Raw genomic sequence first — 23007 nt, forward strand, 5'->3', positions numbered from 1 at the left:
AATTATTGAGATCGGAGGGTGCTATGAGTGATGGTATGTTAGGGGGTATAACTGCGGAAAATAGATGTGCTGCTTTAGATAAATTGTTGAGATGGAATGCTGGCGTGCGCGTCATGGAAGTCCATAGCCCGTTATGTGCATTACTGGTTGAAAAGATTTTTCATATGGAAAAAGGGGTGCGAACCGAGTTTGATGCGTTTTGGTCTAGCTCTCTTACTAATTCAACGATGTTGGGAAAGCCGGATATCGAATTGATCGGTGTTTCTGAACGATTCTCCAGTGTGTCGGACATTTTTGAAGTGACTACGAAACCGTTGATTTTTGATGCGGATACTGGCGGGTTACCGGAACATCTTTCTCACCATGTTCGGTCTGCCGAGAGGCTAGGTATATCAGCGTTCATTATTGAAGATAAAACAGGATTAAAAAAGAACTCTTTACTAGGGAATGACGTGCGTCAGACTCAGGCATCGGTGCTTGAGTTTTCAGAAAAAATCTCCGAGGTGAAGAGAAGTCAACTCACCTCTGAGTTTTTATTAATTGCTCGAGTGGAAAGTCTGGTGTTGGATGCAGGGATGAAGGATGCAATATATCGCGCCTTGGCTTATGTAGAGGCTGGAGCAGATGGGATTATGATCCACAGTCGGGAAAAGTCACCTTTCCAAGTTCTAGAGTTTGCTCGCATATTCAGAAGTTATCACCAGAATGTTCCATTGGTTTGTGTACCTACTACGTTTAATGATATTCACTATGATGATTTAATAGAGAGTGGTTTTAATGTGGTGATTTATGCGAATCACTTGCTTCGTGCCGCTTATCCAGCAATGCATTTTGTAGCATCTGAGATACTAAAAAAAGGATGTACTGCTGAGGTTGAAAAACACTGTTTAGCAATTAAGGATATTTTGAACCTTGTTCCTGGTACACGATAAAACTTCCCAAAAAGCCGGCTTAGCATGAATCCACCGAAACGGCGTTCTTGCCTTCGAATACTGCGACTTCATTGTCCAGGTTTTGACCGCCGGTCCGATGTTCTCCGTGTGGCGCGTCCAGAACAATGAAATTTCACCGAGGTCAGGACGTCGTGTTTATCGAACTGGGTTTGGTACGGCAGGCCCACCGCGATGAACTTGTAACTGTTATCACTTGTGCGTATGCGCAGTTATCGGCTGGCCCGTGGGGCCAGCAGGCCTGCGTTCAGGGCATCGACGCCGCGACTAATGCCTAGCACTAGCGGGCTCAAGGCCGCTCAAGATCAAAAGATCGCTGCCTTCGGCAGCTCCTACGGGGCATGTGGTGTTCGTTCTACCTATACCAGCTTGGCGCCGCATGCCTTCAGCAACTCCCGCAATACCGACCGATGGCAGTGTGCTTCTTACTCGCAATAACATCCCATAGCCAGCGAGGTTTGATGGGAGAGGGCGGCTAACAGATCCAGCAGTTGGGCGAGGGCGGGATTTGTTCATTTCAGCCTTGATCTTGCGTAGAAACGCCTCCCACGCTTTTTCGTCCTCGGCGGCTTTGGCTTGCGCAACCAGTTCCGCACTGGGCGACAGCGGCGGTTGCCGCACATCATAAAAATCGCGGCTGGCAAACTCAGCTTTCGGCACGCCTCGTGTCGGGCGGCGTACCGTGCCTATCCTCAGGCCTTCATCGGGCAGGCGCGGGGAGCCGAGCCGGACGATATGAATGGGCATGGCGACCTACTTGTGCCGTGACGTTTCAAACCACTCCAGCGCCGCGCGCCAGATGCAGATCCCCAGGAAATAAGCCGACATCAGCAGCCAGAGCCCCATCACCGGCGGGTTGATCACCGGGTGATTGACCATGATCAACCTCCCGTCCGTCAACCCCGCGCAAGCTACGGTTCGTGCTGAACTCATGCGCACGCGCACACTTGGGAGAATTGCCATGGCAACCATGAAAGCCGCGATATTCGTTGAGAAAAATCGCATCGTGCTCGACGACAAGCCGATCCCCGAAGTCGGTCCGCTGGACGCGCTGATCCGTATCACCACCACCACAATCTGCGGCACCGACGTGCACATTCTGCGCGGTGAGTATCCCGTGGCCAAAGGGCTGACCATCGGTCATGAACCGGTGGGCATCATCGAGCGGCTCGGTTCTCAGGTGCGCGGCTTTGTCGAGGGGCAAAGGGTGATTGCCGGCGCCATCACCCCCAGCGGGCAAAGTTATGCCTGCCTCTGTGGCTGCGGCTCACAGGATGGCGCGGACACCCGCCACGGCTTCAAGGCCGCCGGCGGCTGGAAGTTCGGCAATACCATCGATGGCTGTCAGGCCGAATACGTGTTGGTGCCGGATGCGCTGGCCAACCTGTGCCCGATTCCCGACGGCCTGAGCGACGAACAGGTGCTGATGTGCCCGGACATCATGTCCACCGGTTTTTCCGGCGCGGAGCGGGGCGAGGTCAACATCGGCGATACCGTCGCGGTCTTCGCTCTCGGGCCAATCGGTCTTTGTGCCGTGGCCGGTGCGCGTCTCAAAGGGGCGACCACCATCATTGGCGTCGACGCCGTGCCCGAGCGGATGAGCGTAGCGCGACAGTTGGGCGCGACCCATGTGATCAACTTCAAGGACGGCGACGTGGTCGCGCAGATCATGGCCCTGACCGATGGTCGTGGCGTTGACGTGTCCATCGAGGCGTTGGGCACCCAGGGCACTTTCGAGTCCGCGCTGCGGGTGCTGCGCCCGGGTGGCCGGTTATCCAGCCTGGGGGTTTACTCCAGCGACCTGCGTATCCCGCTTGATGCCTTTGCCGCGGGCCTGGGGGATCTGAGTATCGTCAGCACCCTGTGCCCCGGAGGCAAGGAGCGGATGCGACGGCTGATGGCGGTGGTGGAAAGTGGCGGGGTCGACCTGTCGCCGCTGGTGACGCACAGGTTCAAGCTCGACGATATTGAAGAGGCCTATGAGCTGTTTGCGCATCAGCGGGATGGGGTGATGAAGGTGGCGATAACACCCTGAAGCCATCAAACACAACGCAACCCACTGTAGGAGCTGGCTTGCCAGCGAAGGCGATCTGTCAGTCACATCAATGTTGAATATGCCGCCGCCTTCGCTGGCAAGCCAGCTCCTACAGGGGGTTGGGGTGCCTAAACAAGCTTGGCGCCACGTGCCTTCAGCAGCTCGCGCAACACGGAGCGATGGCAGTGCGCCTCCTCCTCGCAATAACATCCCACAGCCAGCGAGGTTTGATGGGAGAGGGCGGCCAACAGATCCAGCAATTGGCTCGGCGCTGGATGGTTCATTTCAGCCTTGAACTTGCGCCGAAACGCCTCCCACGCCTTTTCGTCCTCGGCGGCTTTGGCTTGCGCAACCAGTTCGGCGCTGGGCGACAGCAGTGGCTGCCACACATCATAAAAATCCCGGCTGGCAAACTCAGCCTTCGGCACGCCCCGTGGCGGGCGGCGTACCGTGCCTATCCGCAGGCCTTCATCGGGCAGACGCGGGGAGCCGAGCCGGACGATATGGATGGGCATGGCGGCCTACTTGTGCCGCGACGTTTCAAACCACTCCATCGCCGTGCGCCAGATGCAGATCCCCAGGAAATAAGCCGACATCAGCAGCCAGAGCCCCATCACCAGCGGGTTGATCACCGGGTGATTGACCACCAGCGACAAGCTGCACAACAGCCAGATGGCCGTCACCGCGATGTTGATCGGCATGAACTTGCGCACGCGGAACGGGTGCAGGAATTTCATCCGGGTCACGGTCAGCAGCGCCAGGCCGATAACGGTGAGCAGGGTGATCCACGGCGATGGGGCGATGATGTACAGGCATAGAGCGACCACGTTCCAGGCGGCGGGGAAGCCCTGGAAGTAGTTGTCCTTGCTTTTCATGTTGACGTTGCAGAAGCAGAACAGCGACGAGACCAGAATCAGCGACACGGTCAACAGCAGCGTGTAGTCCGGCAACGGGATGTAACGATAGATGAACAGCGCCGGGATAAACACATACGTCAGGTAGTCGATCACCAGGTCGAGGACCGAGCCATCGAAACTGGGCAGTACCGACTGGACATTGACCTTGCGCGCCAGCGCGCCGTCCAGCCCGTCGACGATCAGCGCGACGCCCAGCCACAGCAGGCAGTTGGTGGGCTGGTTTTCCAGCAGCGCAAGGGTCGCGAGAAAAGCAGTGACCACGCCAGTGGCGGTAAAACCATGGGCGCCCCATGCTTTGAGCCTGGCGATGTGTAGAGTCGAAATCACGGGGGCGTTCTCCAGAAAGTGAAGCAAGCCGGTCATCACCCACACTATCGGGGGCGGCGGCAAACCTAGTCGGGTTGCAGGTATCGACCGAAAATCCGGGAATAAGGTTCACCACTCATGAATCTTAGCTGCGCCACACTAAAATACCCCGGATAAATCGGCAGGCCCATGGACCCGCGCGTCAGGTCGCTCTGCCAGGGTAGGCCGCGTGCACGGCACGGGTTTCACGTCAGCCAAACGGTGGTGGCGCATTTGTCTGCGAGGACTATCGTTGCCTGACTGGATAACTCCAACCAAAGAGGATGCCGTCATGATCACCAGCGATCTGCTCGAACAACTTCTGCGCGGTGCCGGCCAGGGCTCGATGCCGCAACAGGGCGGCCGTGGTGCTTCGGCCCAGGGCGGGCTTGGCGACCTCGGCGGGTTGCTCGGCGGCCTGTTGGGCGGGGGGGCCGGTTCCAGCGCCAGCGGCGGTGGGCTGGGTGGCTTGCTCGGTGGCTTGCTGGGCGGCGGCTCAGCCTTGGGCGGTTCGACCCGGAGCCGGTCAGGCGGTGGTGCCAACTACGCGGCGCTGGCATCGCTGGGGATGATGGCGTTCCAGGCGTATCAGGCCTGGCAACGCAGCCAGGCCGCGGCACCGCAACAGGCACCACGCACCGTAGACCTGCTGTCCGGCCCGGAAGTCGAGGACCACAGTAACGCGATCCTTCGGGCATTGATTGCGGCGGCCAAGGCCGATGGCCGGATCGATGAATCGGAAAAGCAGATGATCAGCACCGAGATCGGTCGTCACACCGATGATCCGCAGTTGCAGCAATGGCTGGACGATGAAGTCGCCCGGCCGCTGGACGCCGCCGATGTGGCGCAGTCGGCCACCGATCCTGGCATGGCGGCGGAAATGTACCTGGCCAGTGTGATGCTGGTGGACGATCAGCAGGACGCCGAGCGCAGTTACCTGGATGAACTGGCGGCGGCTCTGGGTATTGATCCGGATTTGCAGGTGCATCTGGAGCAGCAGGCGAAGGGTGGCGTAGCCTGAGGTGCATCCTTGAAAAACCGGTTGGCTGTCAGGCCGCCTTCGCGAGCAGGCTCGCTCCCACATTAGATCGTGTTGACCGATACGACTCGGTCAACTGTGGGAGCGAGCCTGCTCGCGAAGAACGATAACGCGGTTCAACTGCTGCCCCCCCTACAGCGCTGCGGAGGGTTTCGGCACCAGAAACGTAACCCCATAACGCTCGGCCACCTCAAAAATCCGTGCTAAATCCTCCGGTACCTTGAGCTGATCCATCGCCGCAAAAAACTGCCCGCCCCGCGGATCGGACACCACGCCGATGATCTTCGCCGTGGTGCTGAGGTTTTTGTAGGCGTGGATGGTCCCGGCAGGGATATGCACGTAACCACCGCTCGACACCCTGTTGGATTGGCCATCGACCGTCACTTCCACCTGCCCGTCGATGACATAGAACGCTTCATCCCAGGGATGAAAGTGCGGCGGCGGCCCTCCACCTTGCACCCCTTGCTGGATGTGCACTTCAAAAGGCTTGGACAGATCACCACCGGCGAGAATCGTGATTGCCTCACCCACGACGTTGACCGGTTTGGGGATGTTATCCGCCTCGATGACATGAACCGTGCGCATGATTGCTCTCCGAAGGATGGCTCCACACCCGTTGAGTATATTCACTCCAGTGCAAGCCAAGTGCCGCACCGGCAGCCGTCTGTCCGGGCTCTTTTAACCCCGATGGAATTTTTCTGCGCCGGGGTCGCTCTGCTGATGTAGAGACGTACTGATCGAGCGTCCTGCCACTGGCCTCAGACCGAGAGATTGCATCCATGACTGCCCTGACACGACTTGAATCCAGGCCTGCCCACGAACACCCGATTGGCGGTGCCGGTTGCATTAGGCAAATCTACCAGCAGCTGCTGCTGAGCGACGATGCGCAGCAGAGGCACGCACTCGCTCAACGCTTCCTGCAGGCTCAGCTTCAGTGCGCCGCGGACTTGCCGGACGAGCTGCCGCAGGAACTGTCGGCACTGCAAGATTTTGTCGAACAACACAGCATCGCAGTCGCCCGGCAGTACGCCGACTACCTGCAACAGCGCAAGGAAGGCGGGCCCCGGCAGTTCTTCAGCAACAAGGCGCACGCGCTGTTTTTTCTGCAGGCCGTTGCCCCGACCAAACTGGTGGACGGCGCCTGGCTGTACGGCCTGCTGCGGCACTGGCGCGACCCGCGTTTCGAGGGCCTGATCTGCACGTATCTGGAGGAGCTGGGGGAGGGCAATCCGGCCCAGAATCATGTGGTGATCTACCGTAAATTGCTCGCCGAGCATGGCTTGCAGGACTGCGCAGCGATCCCCGATGAGCGTTATCTGCAAGGCGCCGTGCAACTGGCGCTGGGTGAGAGCGGCGATGAGTGCCTGCCCGAAGTCATCGGCTACAACCTCGGGTACGAACAACTGCCCCTGCATTTATTGATCAGTGCCTATGAACTCAGCGAGCTGGGCATCGATCCGTATTATTTCACCCTGCACGTGACCATCGACAACGCCAGCACCGGCCACGCGCACAAAGCCGTGCAGTCGGTGTTGCAGCTATTGCCATTGGAGGGCGATCGCGAAGCGTTTCTGCGCAGGGTCGCGCTGGGTTATCGGCTTAACGATCTGGGACAGGGCAGTCGCGCGATCATCGAGTCGTTCGACTTGTACGCTGAAGTCCTGAACATGCTTGAGCGTAAGCGCCCGTTCGGCCAGCACATGCATTCCGACTACTGTCGTTTCGAAGGCAAGACCGTCAATCAATGGTTGTCGACGCCCGAGCAGTTGCCAGGCTTTCTCGCGGCGCTGCAAACCAAGGGCTGGATCAAGCGTCACCAGGACCCGCAGGCCAGCCGCTTCTGGCAACTGATCGACGGCGACGGCGCGGCCATGTTCGGGGTGTTCAGCCCTTATGAAAAGCAGTTGCTGCATGACTGGATCGCCGGCGACTGGCTGCCTGAGCGTTCAACCGCAACGACCCGGGGTAGCGCCAGTGGCGCGGTCGAAACTTCGGTGCCGGTCAACGACCCGGATATCCAGAGCCTGCACAGCGCGCTGACTGGCGTTTGCGCCCACGAGCAGATGCAAGTGCTGATCCCGTGGCTGTCAGCCCACCGACATTCCCATCCTGCCGGGCTGTTCGCCACTCGACGCTTCATCGAACTCAAATCCAGCCTTCGATAGGGAGCCTGTGATGAATCAGGAAGCACTACTGGGCGCTGCCGATCTGGCATTGCTGCAGCTGGGACGCCGCTTGCAGGCCGACGGCTATCGTTTCATCACGCCGACGCCGCTGACCCACCAACGGGTCAATGATCGCGCCTTCGGTCAAAGCGCCCGGACCCTGCGGGAAATTTTTGGCTGGTCACGATCGTTCGAGCCCGGCCTGTTGTCGGTGGACGAACAACGTCAGTTGGAGCAAGCGGGCGTCCTCGAGCAGAGCAATGGGCGGTTGCGAAGTCGAGTGCGCTGGTCCAGCCTGGATGACCTGCTGTTCGTGCATTCCGGGTTCCCCACCGATGCCGCCGACGCGGTGTTCTTCGGTCCCGACACCTACCGTTTCGCCCAGTTGATACATGCCCATCTGCAACAGAGCTTCGCCCCGATCAGGCGCGCCGTGGACATCGGTTGCGGCGCGGGTGTCGGGGCGATCGTGATCGCGCGCGCGCGGCGCGAAGCCGAGGTGCTGGCCGTCGACATCAACCCGGCGGCGCTGCGTCTGACGGCGGTCAACGCCGCGCTCGCCGAAGTGGCCAATGTCAGCATCGAAGCCAGCGATGTGCTGCAGGATGTCGATGGCAACTTCGACCTGATCGTCGCCAATCCGCCTTACATGGCCGACCCCGCCGAACGTGCCTACCGCCACGGCGGCGGGGCGCTTGGCGAACAGTTATCGCTGCGTATCGTCGAGCAGGCCCTGTATCGGCTGGCCCCTGGCGGTTCGCTGGTGCTGTACACCGGTGTGGCGATGATCGATGGTTGCGACCCGTTCCTGGACGCACTGACCCCGCGCCTGGAGTCGCCGCTGTTCGCCTGGACCTACCGCGAACTCGATCCCGATGTGTTCGGTGAAGAGTTGTTGACCCAAGGCTATCAGCGCGTGGAGCGGATTGCCGTGGTCGCGTTGACCGTCACGCGCATCGGCCCCGGCATCGGGGGCATCGTTACCTCGCCTGCAGGTGCGCCATGAACAGGAATCTGGACGATTACAACCGCATGCGCGACTTCTCGGCGACGTCCGAACCGGCCGCCAAGCGCTCGGGCAAAAAAAAAGCGCAGGACCATGCGCTGCAATTCTGCATCCAGAAGCATGACGCCTCGCGCCTGCATTACGACTTCCGCCTGGAACTGGACGGCGCCCTGAAGAGCTGGGCGGTGCCCAAGGGGCCGTCGCTGGACCCCAAGGTCAAGCGCCTGGCCGTCCACGTTGAAGACCACCCGCTGGACTACGCCACGTTCGAGGGCAGCATCCCCGAAGGGCATTACGGCGCCGGTGACGTGATCGTCTGGGACCGTGGCGTATGGATTCCCCAGGAGGATCCGGCCAAGGCCTACGCCAAGGGCAAGCTCAAGTTCGAGCTGCAAGGCGAGAAGCTCGGCGGTCTGTGGAACCTGGTGCGCACGCACATGCCGGGCAAGCAGGAGCAATGGTTTCTGATCAAGCACCAGGACGGCGCGGCCAAACCCGAAAGCGAGTACGACGTGGTCGCCGCCGAGCCCGACAGTGTGCTCAGCGATCGAACCATTCTCCCCAAGAAGTCGAAGACCGCGGACAAACCCAAGCCCGTGAAGAAACCGGCCGCCGCAGCGCGCAAGGAAAAGGCGACGCCTTTGACCGGCGCCCGCAAAGCCAGACTGCCGGAACAGCTCAAGCCGGAACTGGCCACCCTGGTCGAGAAAGCCCCGGGTGGTGACTGGAGCTACGAGATCAAGTTCGACGGCTATCGGATCATGGCGCGCATCGACCACGGTCAGGTCCAACTGTTTACGCGAAATGGTCACGACTGGACCCACAAGCTGCCAGGACAAGCCGAGGCGCTGGCAGCACTGGGTCTGGAATCAGCCTGGCTCGACGGCGAAATGGTCGTGGCCAACGAGCAGGGCGTGCCAGACTTCCAGGCCTTGCAGAATGCGTTCGATTCGGGCCGCAGCGGCGCCATCCTTTACTACCTGTTCGACATGCCCTACCTCAATGGCGTGGACCTGCGCGAGGTGCCTGTCGAGGAGCGCAGGGCCGCGCTGGCGACCGTGCTCAAACCCAATGAGCACCCGCTGCTGCGGTTCTCCGACGCGTTTGGCGAAGAACCGGAAGCCTTGCTCAACAGTGCCTGTCAAATGCGCATGGAAGGGCTGATCGGCAAGCGCCAGGGGTCGCCCTACGTGTCCCGGCGCAGCAGCGACTGGATCAAGCTCAAGTGCAAGCATCGCCAGGAATTCGTGGTGGTCGGTTTCACCGACCCCAAAGGTTCGCGCAATGGGTTCGGTGCCTTGCTGCTGGGGCTGCATGACCGTGACAGTGGCGAATTGCGCTACGCAGGCAAGGTCGGCACCGGGTTCAACGAGACCACGCTCAAACATATCCATGAGCAACTCAAACCCTTGCAGGTGAAAAAGCCGTCCGTGGCCAACCCACCGACCGGCTTCGACGCCAAGGGCGTGCATTGGCTTAAACCGACGCTGCTGGCGGAGGTGGCCTTTGCCGAAATGACCAAGGAGGGCTCGGTGCGCCATGCAGTGTTCCATGGCCTGCGCGACGACAAACCTGCCGAAGACATTACCGAGGAGCGTGCGAAAACCGTGAAGACTTCGACCTCGAAAACGGCTGCTCCGAAGGCTGCTGTGAAAACTGCTGCGCAAAAGACTACTTCGGTGAAAACGGCTGCTCCGAAGGCGGCCAATCCAGAAGCTGCTGCTGCGAAAACCAGTGCTGCAAAAACTGCTGCTACCAAAAAAAACGCCGCTGAAAAGCCAGCCACCAAGATGAAAACCACCGAACCCGCACCTTCACAAATCGGCCTGGGCAAGGGCAAGGTACGCATCACCCACCCGGACCGGGTGATCGACGCCAGCAGCGGCACCACCAAAGTGCAACTGGCCGAGTACTACGCCAGCGTCGCCGAATGGATATTGCCCGAGCTCAAGGACCGGCCCGTGGCACTGGTGCGCGCCCCGGACGGCATCGCCGGCGAGCTGTTTTTCCAGAAAAATGCCGAACGCCTGGCCATTCCGGGGATCACCACACTGGACAAGGCACTCACCGGCCAACCGGTGATGATCATCAACAACGCCGAAGCCCTGATCGGCGCCGTGCAGATGAGCACGGTGGAACTGCACACCTGGAACGCCACGTCCGACAACCTCGACAAACCCGACCGCTTCGTCCTCGACCTCGACCCGGACCCGGCGTTGCCCTGGAAAAGCATGGTCGAGGCGACTCAACTGACCCTTTCGGTGCTTGATGAACTGGGGCTCAAGGCGTTCCTCAAGACCAGCGGCGGCAAGGGCATTCACCTGGTGGTGCCGCTGACCCGCAAGCTGGGTTGGGATGAGGTAAAGGACTTCAGTCATGCCATCGTCAGCCACATGGCCAAATTGCTGCCGGATCGTTTTTCCGCGGTTTCCGGGCCGAAGAATCGGATCGGGCGGATCTTCATCGATTACCTGCGCAACGGACTGGGCGCCACCACCATCTGCGCCTATGCCGTGCGGACTCGCGAAGGGTTGCCGGTGTCGGTGCCGATCTTTCGCGAGGAGGTGGGTGAACTCAAGGGCGGCAATCAGTGGAATGTGCAAAATGTGCATGAGCGGCTGGGCGAAGTGGGCGATGAACCCTGGGCGGACCTGAAGAAAACCCGCCAGACCATCACCGCAGAGATGCGGCGGCGGGTGGGAATGAAAAAATAGTGAGTCATGTACCGATGAATTGTGGTCAACGCCAAACCCTGTAGGAGCCGGCTTGCCGGCGAAGGCGTCTTCGAGGGCACTGCAGGCTCAAGACCGCCTTCGCCGGCAAGCCAGCTCCTACATGATCCCCGGTGTATCGATGAATGGTGGTCAACGCCAATCCTGTAGGAGCCGGCTTGCCGGCGATATGCGCTGCATGGCTCCAGGCGGTGCTTGCAAGGAGGGCGACGAGCAGGGCTCGCCGCCCTCGATCATTACCTGGCTACAACCGCTGCCAACAACGGCGCCGCCTGCTCATCGGTCAACGCCGCGTGGACTTCCATGTTCATGAGGTCATTCCATTGCAGCACCCACTTCTGAATCTGTACCACGTCATCGGTTTCCGCGATGCCAAAGCCGCTCGAACCACCGACGGCGTGCCAGCGCCCCAGCATCTTCACGCCTTCGGGTGGAGCCCCCTTGGTCTCGAGAAAGCGCTGGATCACGCTGTTGCGGTTTTGCGGGCTGATAGTCCAACTGACCATGAATAACATTCGCCACCTCCCGTTACGGATTGGCACCTGTTGATCTTCGCGCACCTGGCTGGCGCCGGGACCACGGTCACGCCTGTCTTGCCAGCTTCATCCTGGCCGGCCTGAAACAATTTCTCCCATGAAAAGGCATAGCAGCGGGCCAGAATCCGCGTATGACCGCTGATCCTGTTTCGTTGTCTTTGCAAGAAAAGGCCCGGGAACAGGGCCAAGGATCAGGCATCCCGCAACAGGTCGTTGGCATTGAGCAGCTCGTAGGCAACCTCGGGCCGTTTCTCCAGCCCGCGGCGAATGGCGGCCGGAATCGATTGCCGGGTCTTGCGGCACAGTCCCGGCAGTTCGCCGATGGAAATGGCGATGCCGCGCATGGTTCGCACTTCGTTGAACCCGGGGGCGATCTCCACCCGGATACCCAGCTGCTCGTACATCCGCTGCTGCAATCGTTCGAGGTCGCTCAGGCTTTGCAGGTTTTCCAGGCGCTCGACCAGGCGCTTTTCCTCCGAGCGGGTCAGGAACAGAATGCGCACGTCCGCGCCCGGGGTATCCAGCAGCGGGTCACGCCCGCAGTCGCAGGCGCCGGGCGGGCAGGGTTGGCGGATTGGCGGTGTGGTCGTCATGGGGATCAATCATAGAGCGCTCCGGTCAGGTTTGCCCATAGGATCGCGAGTCTGCGTCTACGCGCTTGAATTCAAGGCGCTGTTCATCCGTCTGCGCGAACGGGAGGGACCAGCCCTCCCGCTGACATTCAGTCGCGATACACAGGGAAATCCCTGCACAACGCAGCGGCCTGACGGGCGACATTGGCCTCGACATCGGCATCGCCGAGGTGATCGAGGATGTCGCAGATCCAGCCCGCCAGCTCGATGCTTTGGGCTTCCTTGAAACCACGGCTGGTGATGGCCGGGGTGCCGATGCGCAGGCCGGAGGTCACGAACGGCGATTGCGGATCGTTCGGCACGGCGTTCTTGTTCACGGTGATACCGGCGCGGCCGAGGGCGGCGTCGGCGTCTTTGCCGGTCAGGCCCTGACGGATCAGGCTGACCAGGAACAGGTGGTTGTCGGTGCCGCCGGACACCACGTCGTAGCCACGGTCGATAAACACCTTGGCCATGGCCTGGGCGTTGCGGATCACCTGGGCCTGATAGGTCTTGAAGGCGGGCTCCAGCGCTTCCTTGAAGCACACGGCCTTGGCGGCGATCACGTGCATCAGCGGTCCGCCCTGGCCACCGGGGAACACCGCGGCGTTGAGTTTTTTCTCCAGTTCCGGGTTCGATCTGGCCAGGATCAAGCCACCACGAGGACCGCGCAGGGTCTTGTGGGTCGTGGTGGTGACCACGTCGGCATACGGCAGCGGGTTCGGGTACAGACCGGTCGCCACCAGCCCGGCGACGTGGGCCATGTCGACGAACAGGTAGGCACCGACTTTATCGGCGATCTGCCGGAAGCGCGGGAAGTCCAGGGTCTTGGAGTAGGCAGAGAACCCGGCGATGAGCATTTTTGGCTGGTGCTCGACCGCCAGGCGCTCGACTTCGTCGTAATCGATCAGCCCGGTCTTGGTGTCGATACCGTACTGCACCGCGTTGTAGAGCTTGCCGGAAAAGCTGACCTTGGCGCCGTGGGTCAGGTGGCCGCCATGGGCCAGGCTCATGCCCAGCACGGTGTCACCGGCCTGCAGCAACGCCAGGTACACCGCGGCATTGGCCTGGCTGCCGGAGTGCGGCTGGACGTTGGCGTAATCGGCGCCAAACAGCTGTTTGGCGCGATCGATGGCCAGTTGCTCGACCACGTCGACGTGCTCGCAGCCGCCGTAATAACGCTTGCCGGGATAGCCTTCGGCGTACTTGTTGGTCAGGCCGCTGCCTTGCGCCTCCATCACCCGTTGGCTGGTGTAGTTTTCCGAGGCGATCAATTCGATGTGGTGCTCTTGCCGCGCGTCCTCGGCGTTGATCGCCGCCAGCAGTTCATCGTCGTAGCCTTTGATCTGGTCGTGCTTGCTGAACATGGTGGAGTCCTGTTTTCAGGGTGATGTAGATCCCTGTAGGAGCTGGCTTGCCAGCGAAGGCGGCCTCAAGTCGTGCAGCGCTTATGAAGACGCCTTCGCCGGCAAGCCGGCTCCTACAGGGTATGCGGTGTCCTTGCCATCGCACGCGGGGGCTTTTTGCGTTCTGATGAGCGTGGCTTGAAGTTGAAAAGCAAGGGTGGTGCCAATAACGATTACTCTATTTAAATCAATAGGATGGGGTAACTTGGTGAGAAATGACTGATCTTTTTGTATTGAAATCAATACAGGTGATCTGGCCGTATGTAGAGCAGAGAGGTTCCTGGTTGGAAGATGCGGGGTTGCGGCGGTATGTACCGAATTCAATACGGTGTATCGAATTTAACACGCGCCAGATTGCTCACAGTTGGTCAGCTGCAATGAAATCAGAGGCGCTTTATCGCCAAGCATCACGCATGCGGTTGAAGTTCGCTCAACAGCACCTTGATTGCCGACCTGTGGACCAACTCACACCACGGCCGTCATCGATAATCGCGCCGTCCTGCATGACGATGACTCGGTCAAAACGATACAGGTGGCGAATATCGTGAGTGACACAAATCAATCCGCGCTCGGCGAAGGTGTCGAAAAGCAAGTCCCACACTGGAGTGGCGAGCTTCGGTTCAATCGACGCACTTGGCTCGTCGAACAGGTTGAAGTGTCCTGGCCTGTTGATCAGGCGCAGCAGTGACAGGCGTTTGGCTTCGCCTCCGGAAATATTGGCCGCGTTTTCGCTGAGGTTTCGCCGGGAAACAATGTCTTCTAGGTTCAATCGTTGTATTGCCTGTTGCAGATGTGGCGAAGGATCGATTCCGAACAGAACCGATCGGTCGAAGGTGCCTTCCAGAAACTGCGGTGATTGAGGGCAGTATCTCAGGCAACTCAAGTGAGTAAGGGCGCTCAACCTGGAAACCGGCAGGCCGTCGATGCTTAACTGACTTCTGACCGAAGCATTCAATCCGGCCAGCGTTTCCAGCAAGGTGGTTTTTCCCGCACCACTGGGACCGGTAATGGCAACCGATTGGCCTTGTTTAAAGGTAATGGCATTGGTGATGGATAACCGGACCGCTCTGTTATCGGTCACAACGCAGGGGGCGAGCACCATAGTCGAGGCGTGCCGGGACGTGATTTCGACATGACGGTTGTCATGGTCAAAGTTTGGCAATGCCAACAATTGCTGCAGTCGTTGCTGGTCAGCGAGAAATTGGTCAAGTACTCGATAACCTTCGGTAAGCGCGGTGATGTTGAGTAAAAAGCTTCCCGCAATGGAAAATATGGCGACCAGTTGCCCGACGCTGATGCTTGGCTCGCCCGACAATTGATCGAAAACACCCCAGCCCAGCAATCCTGCCGTGGAAAGGCTGACAAATAAGATCTTTGCCGCGCTCAGGAAGCCGCCGGAGCTTGTCACGGTTACGGCGGCGTTGGCATATTGCGCAAAGGCGCGGTTCAACGGTTGTGTTGCCGTGTGTTCGGCTCTTTCCAGTTTTATCGATTTCCCCGCGGTCAGGGTATTGAACACAATTGCGCTTAACTCATCTTCTTGCTCGTTGACTGCATCAATATGCTTTCTGCGCCACCTGATAATTTTATGGGCGACAAACAGGTAGACGATGCCAATACCGGTCAATGCGAGAAAAATTCCGGTACCACCCATATAAAGAAAAACACCGCCCACGATCAAAAACTCCAGACACATGGGGATTCCGACAGTGACGAAGAATGTCAATAATTGTTCATGGGCGGTGATGCCGCGCTCCACGGATTTGATGATGTGTCCAATGCGCCACGAATCGAAATGACAAAATTCCTTGCGCATCAACTCTGCCATCCAGTCTATGGACGCATTCATTACGATCTGCTGCACCAGCCTGGATAAAAGAAAAACCTGCAGTGGATTAATGATCGCTTGAATGCATCCAGCCAAGGCAAACCCTGCTATCAGGGTAAGTAGCGTGTTGAGGGTTGTATGGCTATCACTGTTCAGCGCGTCGACCACTTTGCCCAATAGCAGAGGCGGAGCTAGCGCTATGAGCTTGAGCACTATGATGGTGGTTATTGTTGAAGCCAACAGTGTCGCGTGTTTTTTACAGGCCGTTTTGATGAGTGTCTGCATGGGGCACCTGGCGGCTGTGTTTTTGCGCAGGTGGATTAATAGCAGTGAGTTTTCATATGTTCAATTGTTGGAGCGGATCCAGCTTCCCATGATTATGTAGGACCGTTCCTGTTTGCGGTTAGGATAAATCCATTAGGTATTACGTGGATGTATTTACATATCGATTTACAGGCCCGAAGAAGTCATCAGCAAACACATCAAAGCTTCCCCGGAATCCCATACTTACGCAACCGAATAGCAATCGCACTGTGCGAAGTCTGCAACCGTGCAGCCAATAACCGGCTCGACGGATAGCTGCGGTAAAGCTGTTCCAACAGGTTTTTTTCAAAGTCACCAACGGCCGCCTCCAGACTGCCGACCTCACCGGCGTTCTGCCGCTCCATGGTCGTGCGGGCGATGTCGAGGTCGTCGATGTCCACCAGCGGGTTTTCGCAAATGGCGGCGGCGCGGAAGATCACGTTCTGCAGTTGCCGGACGTTGCCCGGCCAGCGGTTGCCGAGCAGCGCCGGATACGTGCCCGGCGCCAGGCGGCAGACCGGGCGCTGGATTTGTGCGCAGGCCTGTTGCATGAAGTGATTGGCCATCAGCAGGATGTCGTGGCCGCGTTCGCGCAGCGGTGGCACTTGCAGGTTGAGCACATTCAGGCGGTAGAACAGGTCTTCGCGAAAGCCGCCTTCGCTGACCATTTTTTCCAGGTCACGGTGGGTCGCGCTGAGGATCCGCACGTTGACCTTGACCTCGCGATCGCCACCCACGCGACGGAAGCAGCCATCGCTCAGGAAGCGCAGCAGCTTGGCTTGCAGGTAAGGCGACATTTCGCCGACTTCGTCGAGGAACACCGTGCCCTGGTCGGCCAATTCCAGCAGGCCGAGTTTGCCTCCCCGTTGTGCGCCGGTGAAGGCGCCGGCGGCGTAGCCGAACAGCTCGCTTTCGGCGAGGCTCTCCGGCAGTGCCGCGCAGTTCAGGGCCAGGAAGGGCGCGTCACGCCGGGTGCTGATGGCGTGGCAAGCACGGGCTACCAGCTCTTTGCCGGTGCCGGTTTCGCCCTGGATCAGCAGCGGTGCATCGAGGGTGGCCACCCGCTGGGCGCGGGCCTTGAGGGTACGAATCGCCGGGGACTCGCCCAGCAGCGCATCGAACCCTTCGGCATGGTCATGGTGCAGCGCCGAGAGGCGTTCGCCGATGCGGTTCGGTTGATACAGGGTCAGCAGGGCGCCGGCATCGGTGATCGGCATCGCATCGAGCAGCAAGGTCTGGCCGGCGAGACTGACCTCGTGCATGGGCAGGCGGTAGCCGTGTTCGATCAGCGTGCGCTGCAAGTCGGGATCATCGAACAGTGCCGTCAGCGGCTCACCCGCCGGTTCACGGCCACACAGGGCGATCAGCGCGGGATTGGCCAGCAGCACATGGCCGCGGTCATCCACCGCCAGCACCGGGTCGATGCTGGCCGCGAGCAAGGCGTCCAGTTGCAGGCGGCGACGTTGTCCCGGGAGGATGTCGACCAGGGTCACCGCCTGTACGCCCTTTACGCCGAGCAAGGTCTCGCGCAGTTCCTCCAGCACATCGGCACCGAGGGTCGGGGCATCGATGTACACGTTCGGTGGCACCATCTCGACGGCGTCCAGATTGAAACTGCGCCCGCCGAGCAGGGCCAGTACTTCCTGGGTGATGCCGACGCGGTCGATGAAGGTGACGTGGATGCGCATGACGGGCCTGCAAGGTGAAGAACGGGATGACTGCGCCGATCAGTATGCCGGGCGCTGTTCGATTGTGGCGAGCGGTGTCTGTCAGTTAACGGTTGCCTTGCGCGAACAGGCGTCCAGGTCCTCGAGGAAAGCTTGAAGGATCGGCGGCGGGGCAGTGCCGCGTCGGGTGATCACATCGAACGGCGACATCAACTGCAGGCTGCTGGGCGCCAGCTGATGCATGTCGCCGGTCTTGACCCACTGGGTGGCGAAGTGCACGGGTAGAAAGCCCAGATAAGCGCCGGAAATCAGCAGGATGGCCAGCGCTTCGATGTTGTCCACGGTGGCCGCGGCCTTGCTCACGCCCAGGTGCTCCAGGTCGTATTGCTGCATGTAGCCCCTGACCACGATCCGGCTCGCGGCAATTTCTTCGAGCAGTTCCTCTCCCTCCGCCTGGTTGCCGTACAGCGGATGCCGCCGCCCGCAATACAGCCCCAGGGCCTCCTGATACAGCGGTGACTGCAAAAGGCCGGGAACGTGGATCGGGAAGTGCCCGATGGCCAGGTGCAGGCGGCCGTCGAGGACGCGTTCTTCCAGTTCCGCCGGGGTGCCGACGTACACGTTCAGGTGCACGTCATGCCCGCGGGACACGAAGCGCTGGGTAGTGCGCGGCAGCGGTGAGTCCGGGTCGGTGATGGTGGTGTCGATGATGCCCAGGTTGAGCTTGCCGCTGATGTGCTGCTTGAGTACGTCGGCGTCCATGCAGAAGTTCTCCACGGCCGAGAGCAGGCGCTGGGTGGCTTCATGGATGGCTACGCCTTGCTCGGTCAGGCGAAAGCCGCTGCGCCCCCGTTGGCAGAGTTTGACCCCGAGCCGGGTTTCCAGGTGAGTCATCTGTTCGCTGATGGTCGACTGGCCGGCATTCAATGCCGCCTGCGCGGCGGAAAACCCGCCGCACCTGACAATCGTGGCAAACACCCTGAGCAGTTTCAGATCGACATCGTGCAGCTGGATCACCTTGGACCTCCCGGGAATGGATGCATCGGTAATGCCGATATGAGTATCTGATGTTTAGCATTTTTTCCACGAAAACCTGCGCCCATAGTCACTTCAACGGCGGTCGCCTTGCAGTCCGCCAGGCCGATAACAAGAAGTGGAGAGGCTTGAAATGTCGAATAACGGTTATGAATCCGGTCGCCTGAACCTGCCATTCGTGGGGCACTGCACCTTTGGCAAATCCCCGGTGTGCACCGATTGGGATGCCCTGGATGCCGACGTCGCAATACTCGGCGTGCCCAACGACATGGGCACCCAGTGGCGCTCCGGCGCCCGCTTCGGGCCACGGGGCATTCGCGAGGCATCGACGCTGTTCTCCTTCGGCCATGCCGGCGCCTACGACCACGAAGATGACGTCATGTACCTGACTGCCGCCGACGTGCGCATGGTCGATGTCGGTGACGCCGATATCGTGCACACCGACATGGTCACCAGCAACGAGAACACCGAATACGCGGTGCGCAAGATCCTCGATGCCGGCGTCATGCCGGTGGTGCTCGGTGGCGATCACTCGGTTCACGCGCCGGTGATCAAGGCCTTCGAGGGCCGCGGCCCGATTCACATCATCCATTTCGATGCGCACCTGGACTTCGTCGACGAACGTCACGGCGTACGTTATGGCCATGGCAACCCGCTGCGCCGTGCTTCGGAAATGAACCACATCGTCGGCATGACCCAGATGGGCATCCGCAACGTGTCTTCCTCCAATCGCGACGACTACGAAGCGGCCCATGCGGCGGGCTCGAAGATCCTCTCGGTGCGCGACGTGCGGCGCCTGGGCGTCGACGGTGTGCTGGCGCTGATCCCGCAGAACATCAACTACTACATCACCATCGACATCGACGGTTTCGACCCTTCCATCGCGCCCGGCACGGGCACCCCCAGCCATGGCGGTTTCCTCTATTACGAAGTGCTGGAAATCATCCAGGCCCTGGCCAAACGCAGCCAGGGCAACATCGTCGGCATGGACCTGGTGGAGGTAGCGCCCGTCTATGACCCGACCGGCATGACCTCGATCCTGGCGGCGCAACTGCTGCTCAACAGCATCGGTTTCATCTTCCACGAGCGGGCTCAGGCGCGGCATGTCTTGAGCGCAACCACCACGGCCTCGGCGTGATCTGACCGCCGCACAGAGAGACTGAAAATGGACACGATCGTCAAAAATTACCTGCAGAAATTCGGCGTCTCCGAAGCCACCCAGACCTTCCTCGGCAAGGCGCAGAAGATGTTCATCGGCGGCGCCTTTGTCGACGCCAGCGACGGGCAGACCAGCGATGTCATCGAACCTTCGACCGCAGGCCTGATCACCCGGATTCCCATGGGCACCACCCACGACCTGGATCGCGCCGTGCAAGCCGCCCGGGCGCAATTCGACGGTGGCGCGTGGCGTCAGGCCAAACCGGCAGAGCGCGAACGCATGATGCAGCGCCTGGCCGACCTGATTGAAAGCAACGCCGCCGAACTGGCCGAAATCGAATCGATCGACATGGGCAAGTCAGCGTCCTTCGCCCGGGATGTCGATATCCAGGGCACGGTCGATACCCTGCGCTATTTCGCCGGTTGGGCCACCAAGCTTCACGGCCGCACCGTCGAGCCATCGCTGCCGGGCAACTACCTGGCCTATACGCGCAAGGAAGCGGTGGGTGTGGTCGGCGCCATCGTGCCCTGGAATTTCCCGTTGCAGACCATGGCCTGGAAGCTTGGCGCCGCATTGGCGACCGGTTGCACCGTGGTGGTCAAACCCGCCGAACTGACCTCGCTGTCGGCCTTGCGATTCGCTGAACTGGTACAGGAAGCCGGCATCCCGGACGGCGTGATCAACATCGTCACCGGCCGCGGCAGTGTGGTCGGTGCGGCCATGGCCACCCACCCGGGCATCGACAAGCTGACCTTCACCGGCTCGACCCCGGTCGGTCGCACCGTCGGCCGCGCGGCGCTGGACGAAATGAAGCGACTTACCCTGGAACTCGGAGGAAAATCACCGGTAATCGTGCTGGCCGACGCCGACGTGAAAGCCGCCGCCCAGGCCATCGCCAACGGCGTGTTCTTCAACTCGGGCCAGGTGTGCGATGCCGGTACCCGGGCTTATATTCATCGCAGCGTCCATGACGAATTCCTGCGCGAACTGATCGCCTACACCCGGACCTTGAAGATGGCGCCGGGGCTGGATCCGGATTGCTTCATCAGCCCGCTGGTCTCGGCGTTGCAGCAGCAGCGAGTGACCGACTACATCGAAACCGGCAAGCAGGAAGGCGCCGAAGTGGTCTACGGCGGCCAGCCTGTGGAGGGCCCCGGTTTCTTCGTCGAGCCGACCATTTTTGCCCATTGCCGCAACGACATGCGCATCGTCCAGGAAGAGATCTTCGGTCCGGTGCTGGTCACCGCACCGTTCGACGATGAGGAAGAGGCGCTGGCCCTGGCCAATGACTCGCCCTACGGCCTGGCGGCCGCACTGTACTCCAATGACCTTGGCAAGGTGCACAGCCTGATTCCACGGTTGAAAGCGGGGTCGGTCTACGTCAACGCCCACGGCACCCTCGATCCGTCGATGCCGTTCGGTGGCTACAAGCAGTCCGGCTTCGGCAAGGACCTGGGCGCGGAGCAGCTCGATTATCTGCTCGAGACCAAGGCGGTCTGGATCACGCTGCCCTGAGTCGCGGCGGATGCTTTGAAGGAACGCAATTCCTGTAGGAGCAAGCTTGCTCGCGATAGCGTAGGGACAGGCGCAGATGCAGTGACGGATAAGACCTCATCGCGAGCAAGCTTGCTCCTACAGGGGGGCGTCGTTCACCGGAAAGAATGCAGTTTTCTCGTCATGATCTTCCAAAAATAAGAGCCCATCATGAACATTGACGCCAAAGCCACCCCCAGCCTGTCCATCCTCGACGACAAACCCATAGTCGAAGGGCATTCGATCGATTTCATCCCGGAAAACGAGCGTACCGACAAACTGTCAAGCCAGGGCCCGTTCTGGTTTCTCGGCAATTTCACCTTCTTCACCATGACCATCGGCTTCGTGGGTCCAAGCGTCGGTCTGACCGCGTTGTGGACCACCCTCGCCGGGACGCTGGGCATCATGTTCGGCACGCTGTTCATGGCCTTTCACGGTTCGCAGGGCCCGCACCTGGGGCTGCCGCAGATGATCCAGTCCCGTGCGCAGTTCGGCTATCGCGGGGTGATTCTGGTGCTGCTGGCGACGCTGTTCGTGTTCGCCGGTTTCAACATCGTCAACCTGGTGTTGATGATGCAGGGTCTGCACACGCTGTTCGGCTTCAACCCCATTGTAGTGGCGGTGGCCGTGACGCTGCCGGCCGCTGTCCTGGCGATCCTTGGTCACGACTGGATGCACCGCAGCTTCAAATGGGCGTTGTTCCTGTCGCTGCCGCTGTACGGCCTGGTGACCCTGGCGGTGCTGATGGGTTGGGTGCCCGATGCGCCGATGCCGGTATTGGCCGCCGGTGAAGTGGCTGCGGCACCCTTGGGTTTCAACTGGACCGGTTTCATCGCCCAGTTCGCGGCGGCGGCGAGCTACAACATCGCCTACGCGCCCTATGTGTCCGACTATTCGCGCTACCTGCCGAAGAACACCTCCAGCGGTAAATTGATCGCGGTGGTGTTTCTCGGCGCCTCGTTGTCCGGTGCCTGGATGATTTCCGTGGGTGGCTGGCTGGCCGATCACCTGCACTCCACCGACGTGCTGGTCGCCCTTGGCCAGGTGGGTAACACCGTGTCGCCGTTCATGGGCACGGCCGTGGTGGTGGTCACGATCCTGGCGTTCCTGCCGGTGATCGCGATGAACATCTACAGTGCCAAGCTGACCACCCTGACCTGCGTCGACTCGATCAAGCACATCGAGCCGACCCGCAAGGCACGGATCCTGGCCATCGCGTTCGTGATCCTGCTGCAACTGGGCGTGGCCCTGAGCATCCAGAGTTCGGGCAAAGGCCTGTCGGTGCTGGGGATCTACCTGGTGGTGATGTTGTACTTCCTGGTGCCCTGGACCTCGGTCAACCTCACCGACTATTTCTTCGTGCGCAAGGGTCGCTACGCCATCCCGCACTTCTTCATGCCCCACGGCAACATTTACGGCAGCTGGGGCCTGCGCGGTATTGCCGCCTACGCCATCGGCTTCGTTTCGATGATCCCGTTCTTCTACATCTACGACGGCGTCGAGCAGCGCGAGGTCTATGTCGGCCCGCTGGCCAAGGCGCTCGGCAGCATCGACATCGCCTGGCTGGTCGGGCTGATCGTCTCGGGGCTGGCGTACTACTGGCTGAGCCGCTCGATCGACCTCGAGCGCGAAGAAAGCGTCATCCAGCACATTGAAAAAACATCCCCGCAATACACCACCGGCGACCGGCTGACCAAGCCCTCGTTGCCAGTGTTCAACGAATCGACGGCCGGGAGATAA

Annotated in this window: 18 protein-coding genes and 3 pseudogenes; 9 read left to right on the top strand and 12 right to left on the bottom strand. The window is 60.2% G+C overall.

Translation table 11 applies throughout. The annotated features are described in order from the left end of the window. The first annotated feature begins 23 nt into the window (after nt 1-23). Nucleotides 24-932 carry a phosphoenolpyruvate mutase gene (gene aepX, locus F8N96_RS20755; protein ID WP_150799401.1) on the top strand — a complete coding sequence of 303 codons (909 nt, stop codon included), beginning with the start codon at nt 24-26 and terminating at the stop codon, nt 930-932. A gap of 28 nt (nt 933-960) precedes the next feature. Here the strand turns inward: aepX and nadE are convergent. From nadE to F8N96_RS20765, 3 pseudogenes are all read right to left on the bottom strand, one after another. Further along, nucleotides 961-1249: pseudogene (gene nadE, locus F8N96_RS35470) on the bottom strand (NAD(+) synthase); the annotation flags it as partial. 60 nt (nt 1250-1309) lie between these two features. Next, nucleotides 1310-1697 (bottom strand): annotated as a pseudogene (locus F8N96_RS35475) (DUF488 domain-containing protein). A 6-nt stretch (nt 1698-1703) separates the two neighbouring features. Further along, nucleotides 1704-1832 (bottom strand): annotated as a pseudogene (locus F8N96_RS20765) (phosphatidylcholine/phosphatidylserine synthase); the annotation flags it as partial. A gap of 79 nt (nt 1833-1911) precedes the next feature. Between F8N96_RS20765 and F8N96_RS20770 the strand changes: the two are divergent. Then, a complete protein-coding gene (locus F8N96_RS20770) occupies nt 1912-2985 on the top strand; it encodes an NAD(P)-dependent alcohol dehydrogenase (RefSeq protein WP_150799402.1) in 1074 nt (357 codons plus the stop codon). Between the two features lie 128 nt (nt 2986-3113). Here the strand turns inward: F8N96_RS20770 and F8N96_RS20775 are convergent, their stop codons facing one another. Together F8N96_RS20775 and pcsA are read right to left on the bottom strand one after the other, a co-directional pair. After that, entirely contained in the window at nt 3114-3500 is a 387-nt protein-coding gene (locus tag F8N96_RS20775; protein WP_150799403.1) for a DUF488 domain-containing protein, read from the bottom strand. A 6-nt stretch (nt 3501-3506) separates the two neighbouring features. Beyond that, nucleotides 3507-4229 (bottom strand): phosphatidylcholine synthase, encoded by a 723-nt coding sequence (gene pcsA / locus F8N96_RS20780; RefSeq protein ID WP_150763048.1) that lies wholly within the window; start codon nt 4227-4229, stop codon nt 3507-3509. Nucleotides 4230-4539: 310 nt separating this feature from the next. Here pcsA and F8N96_RS20785 point away from each other — a divergent pair, with 310 nt between their 5' ends. Continuing rightward, a complete protein-coding gene (locus F8N96_RS20785) occupies nt 4540-5268 on the top strand; it encodes a tellurite resistance TerB family protein (RefSeq protein ID WP_150799404.1) in 729 nt (242 codons plus the stop codon). Nucleotides 5269-5418: 150 nt separating this feature from the next. On the opposite strand, the gene F8N96_RS20790 is transcribed toward F8N96_RS20785, so the two are convergent. After that, nucleotides 5419-5871, bottom strand: coding sequence for a cupin domain-containing protein (locus tag F8N96_RS20790; protein ID WP_150799405.1), 453 nt, complete (start codon nt 5869-5871; stop codon nt 5419-5421). A gap of 194 nt (nt 5872-6065) precedes the next feature. Here F8N96_RS20790 and F8N96_RS20795 point away from each other — a divergent pair, with 194 nt between their 5' ends. From F8N96_RS20795 to ligD, 3 genes are read left to right on the top strand one after another with little or no spacing between them, the layout of a single operon-like run. Further along, nucleotides 6066-7451 carry an iron-containing redox enzyme family protein gene (locus F8N96_RS20795; protein WP_150799406.1) on the top strand — a complete coding sequence of 462 codons (1386 nt, stop codon included), beginning with the start codon at nt 6066-6068 and terminating at the stop codon, nt 7449-7451. Between the two features lie 10 nt (nt 7452-7461). Next, nucleotides 7462-8457, top strand: a complete 996-nt coding sequence (locus F8N96_RS20800) for a methyltransferase (protein WP_150799407.1) — start codon at nt 7462-7464, stop codon at nt 8455-8457. Beyond that, nucleotides 8454-11171: a DNA ligase D gene (gene ligD / locus F8N96_RS20805; RefSeq protein WP_150799408.1), complete on the top strand. Its 2718-nt coding sequence runs from the start codon at nt 8454-8456 to the stop codon at nt 11169-11171. Before F8N96_RS20800 ends, ligD begins: the two co-directional genes overlap by 4 nt. Before the next feature lie 254 nt (nt 11172-11425). Here the strand turns inward: ligD and F8N96_RS20810 are convergent, their stop codons facing one another. From F8N96_RS20810 to F8N96_RS20835, 6 genes are all read right to left on the bottom strand, one after another. Continuing rightward, a complete protein-coding gene (locus tag F8N96_RS20810) occupies nt 11426-11704 on the bottom strand; it encodes a DUF3303 domain-containing protein (protein ID WP_150799409.1) in 279 nt (92 codons plus the stop codon). Nucleotides 11705-11916: 212 nt separating this feature from the next. Then, nucleotides 11917-12318 carry a hypothetical protein gene (locus F8N96_RS20815; RefSeq protein ID WP_150799410.1) on the bottom strand — a complete coding sequence of 134 codons (402 nt, stop codon included), beginning with the start codon at nt 12316-12318 and terminating at the stop codon, nt 11917-11919. Nucleotides 12319-12446: 128 nt separating this feature from the next. Next, nucleotides 12447-13703, bottom strand: coding sequence for a serine hydroxymethyltransferase (gene glyA / locus F8N96_RS20820; protein ID WP_150799411.1), 1257 nt, complete (start codon nt 13701-13703; stop codon nt 12447-12449). Nucleotides 13704-14172: 469 nt separating this feature from the next. Next, complete coding sequence (locus F8N96_RS20825) at nt 14173-15855, bottom strand: ATP-binding cassette domain-containing protein (protein ID WP_224789620.1); 1683 nt, start codon at nt 15853-15855, stop codon at nt 14173-14175. A 197-nt stretch (nt 15856-16052) separates the two neighbouring features. Then, nucleotides 16053-17561 (bottom strand): sigma-54-dependent transcriptional regulator, encoded by a 1509-nt coding sequence (locus F8N96_RS20830; RefSeq protein ID WP_150799412.1) that lies wholly within the window; start codon nt 17559-17561, stop codon nt 16053-16055. A gap of 81 nt (nt 17562-17642) precedes the next feature. Then, nucleotides 17643-18557: a LysR family transcriptional regulator gene (locus F8N96_RS20835; RefSeq protein WP_150799413.1), complete on the bottom strand. Its 915-nt coding sequence runs from the start codon at nt 18555-18557 to the stop codon at nt 17643-17645. Nucleotides 18558-18708: 151 nt separating this feature from the next. Here F8N96_RS20835 and speB point away from each other — a divergent pair, with 151 nt between their 5' ends. The 3 genes from speB to F8N96_RS20850 all read left to right on the top strand — a co-directional run bounded on the left by speB (nt 18709) and on the right by F8N96_RS20850 (nt 23007). Further along, entirely contained in the window at nt 18709-19713 is a 1005-nt protein-coding gene (gene speB / locus F8N96_RS20840) for an agmatinase (protein WP_150799414.1), read from the top strand. Between the two features lie 27 nt (nt 19714-19740). Then, the gene (locus tag F8N96_RS20845; RefSeq protein WP_150799415.1) at nt 19741-21249 is read left to right on the top strand and encodes an aldehyde dehydrogenase family protein; all 1509 of its coding nucleotides are present in this window, start codon (nt 19741-19743) and stop codon (nt 21247-21249) included. A 189-nt stretch (nt 21250-21438) separates the two neighbouring features. Then, nucleotides 21439-23007 carry a purine-cytosine permease family protein gene (locus tag F8N96_RS20850; protein ID WP_150799416.1) on the top strand — a complete coding sequence of 523 codons (1569 nt, stop codon included), beginning with the start codon at nt 21439-21441 and terminating at the stop codon, nt 23005-23007.

The sequence above is a fragment of the Pseudomonas fluorescens genome (assembly GCF_902497855.1).
Lineage (GTDB): Bacteria > Pseudomonadota > Gammaproteobacteria > Pseudomonadales > Pseudomonadaceae > Aquipseudomonas > Aquipseudomonas fluorescens_BI.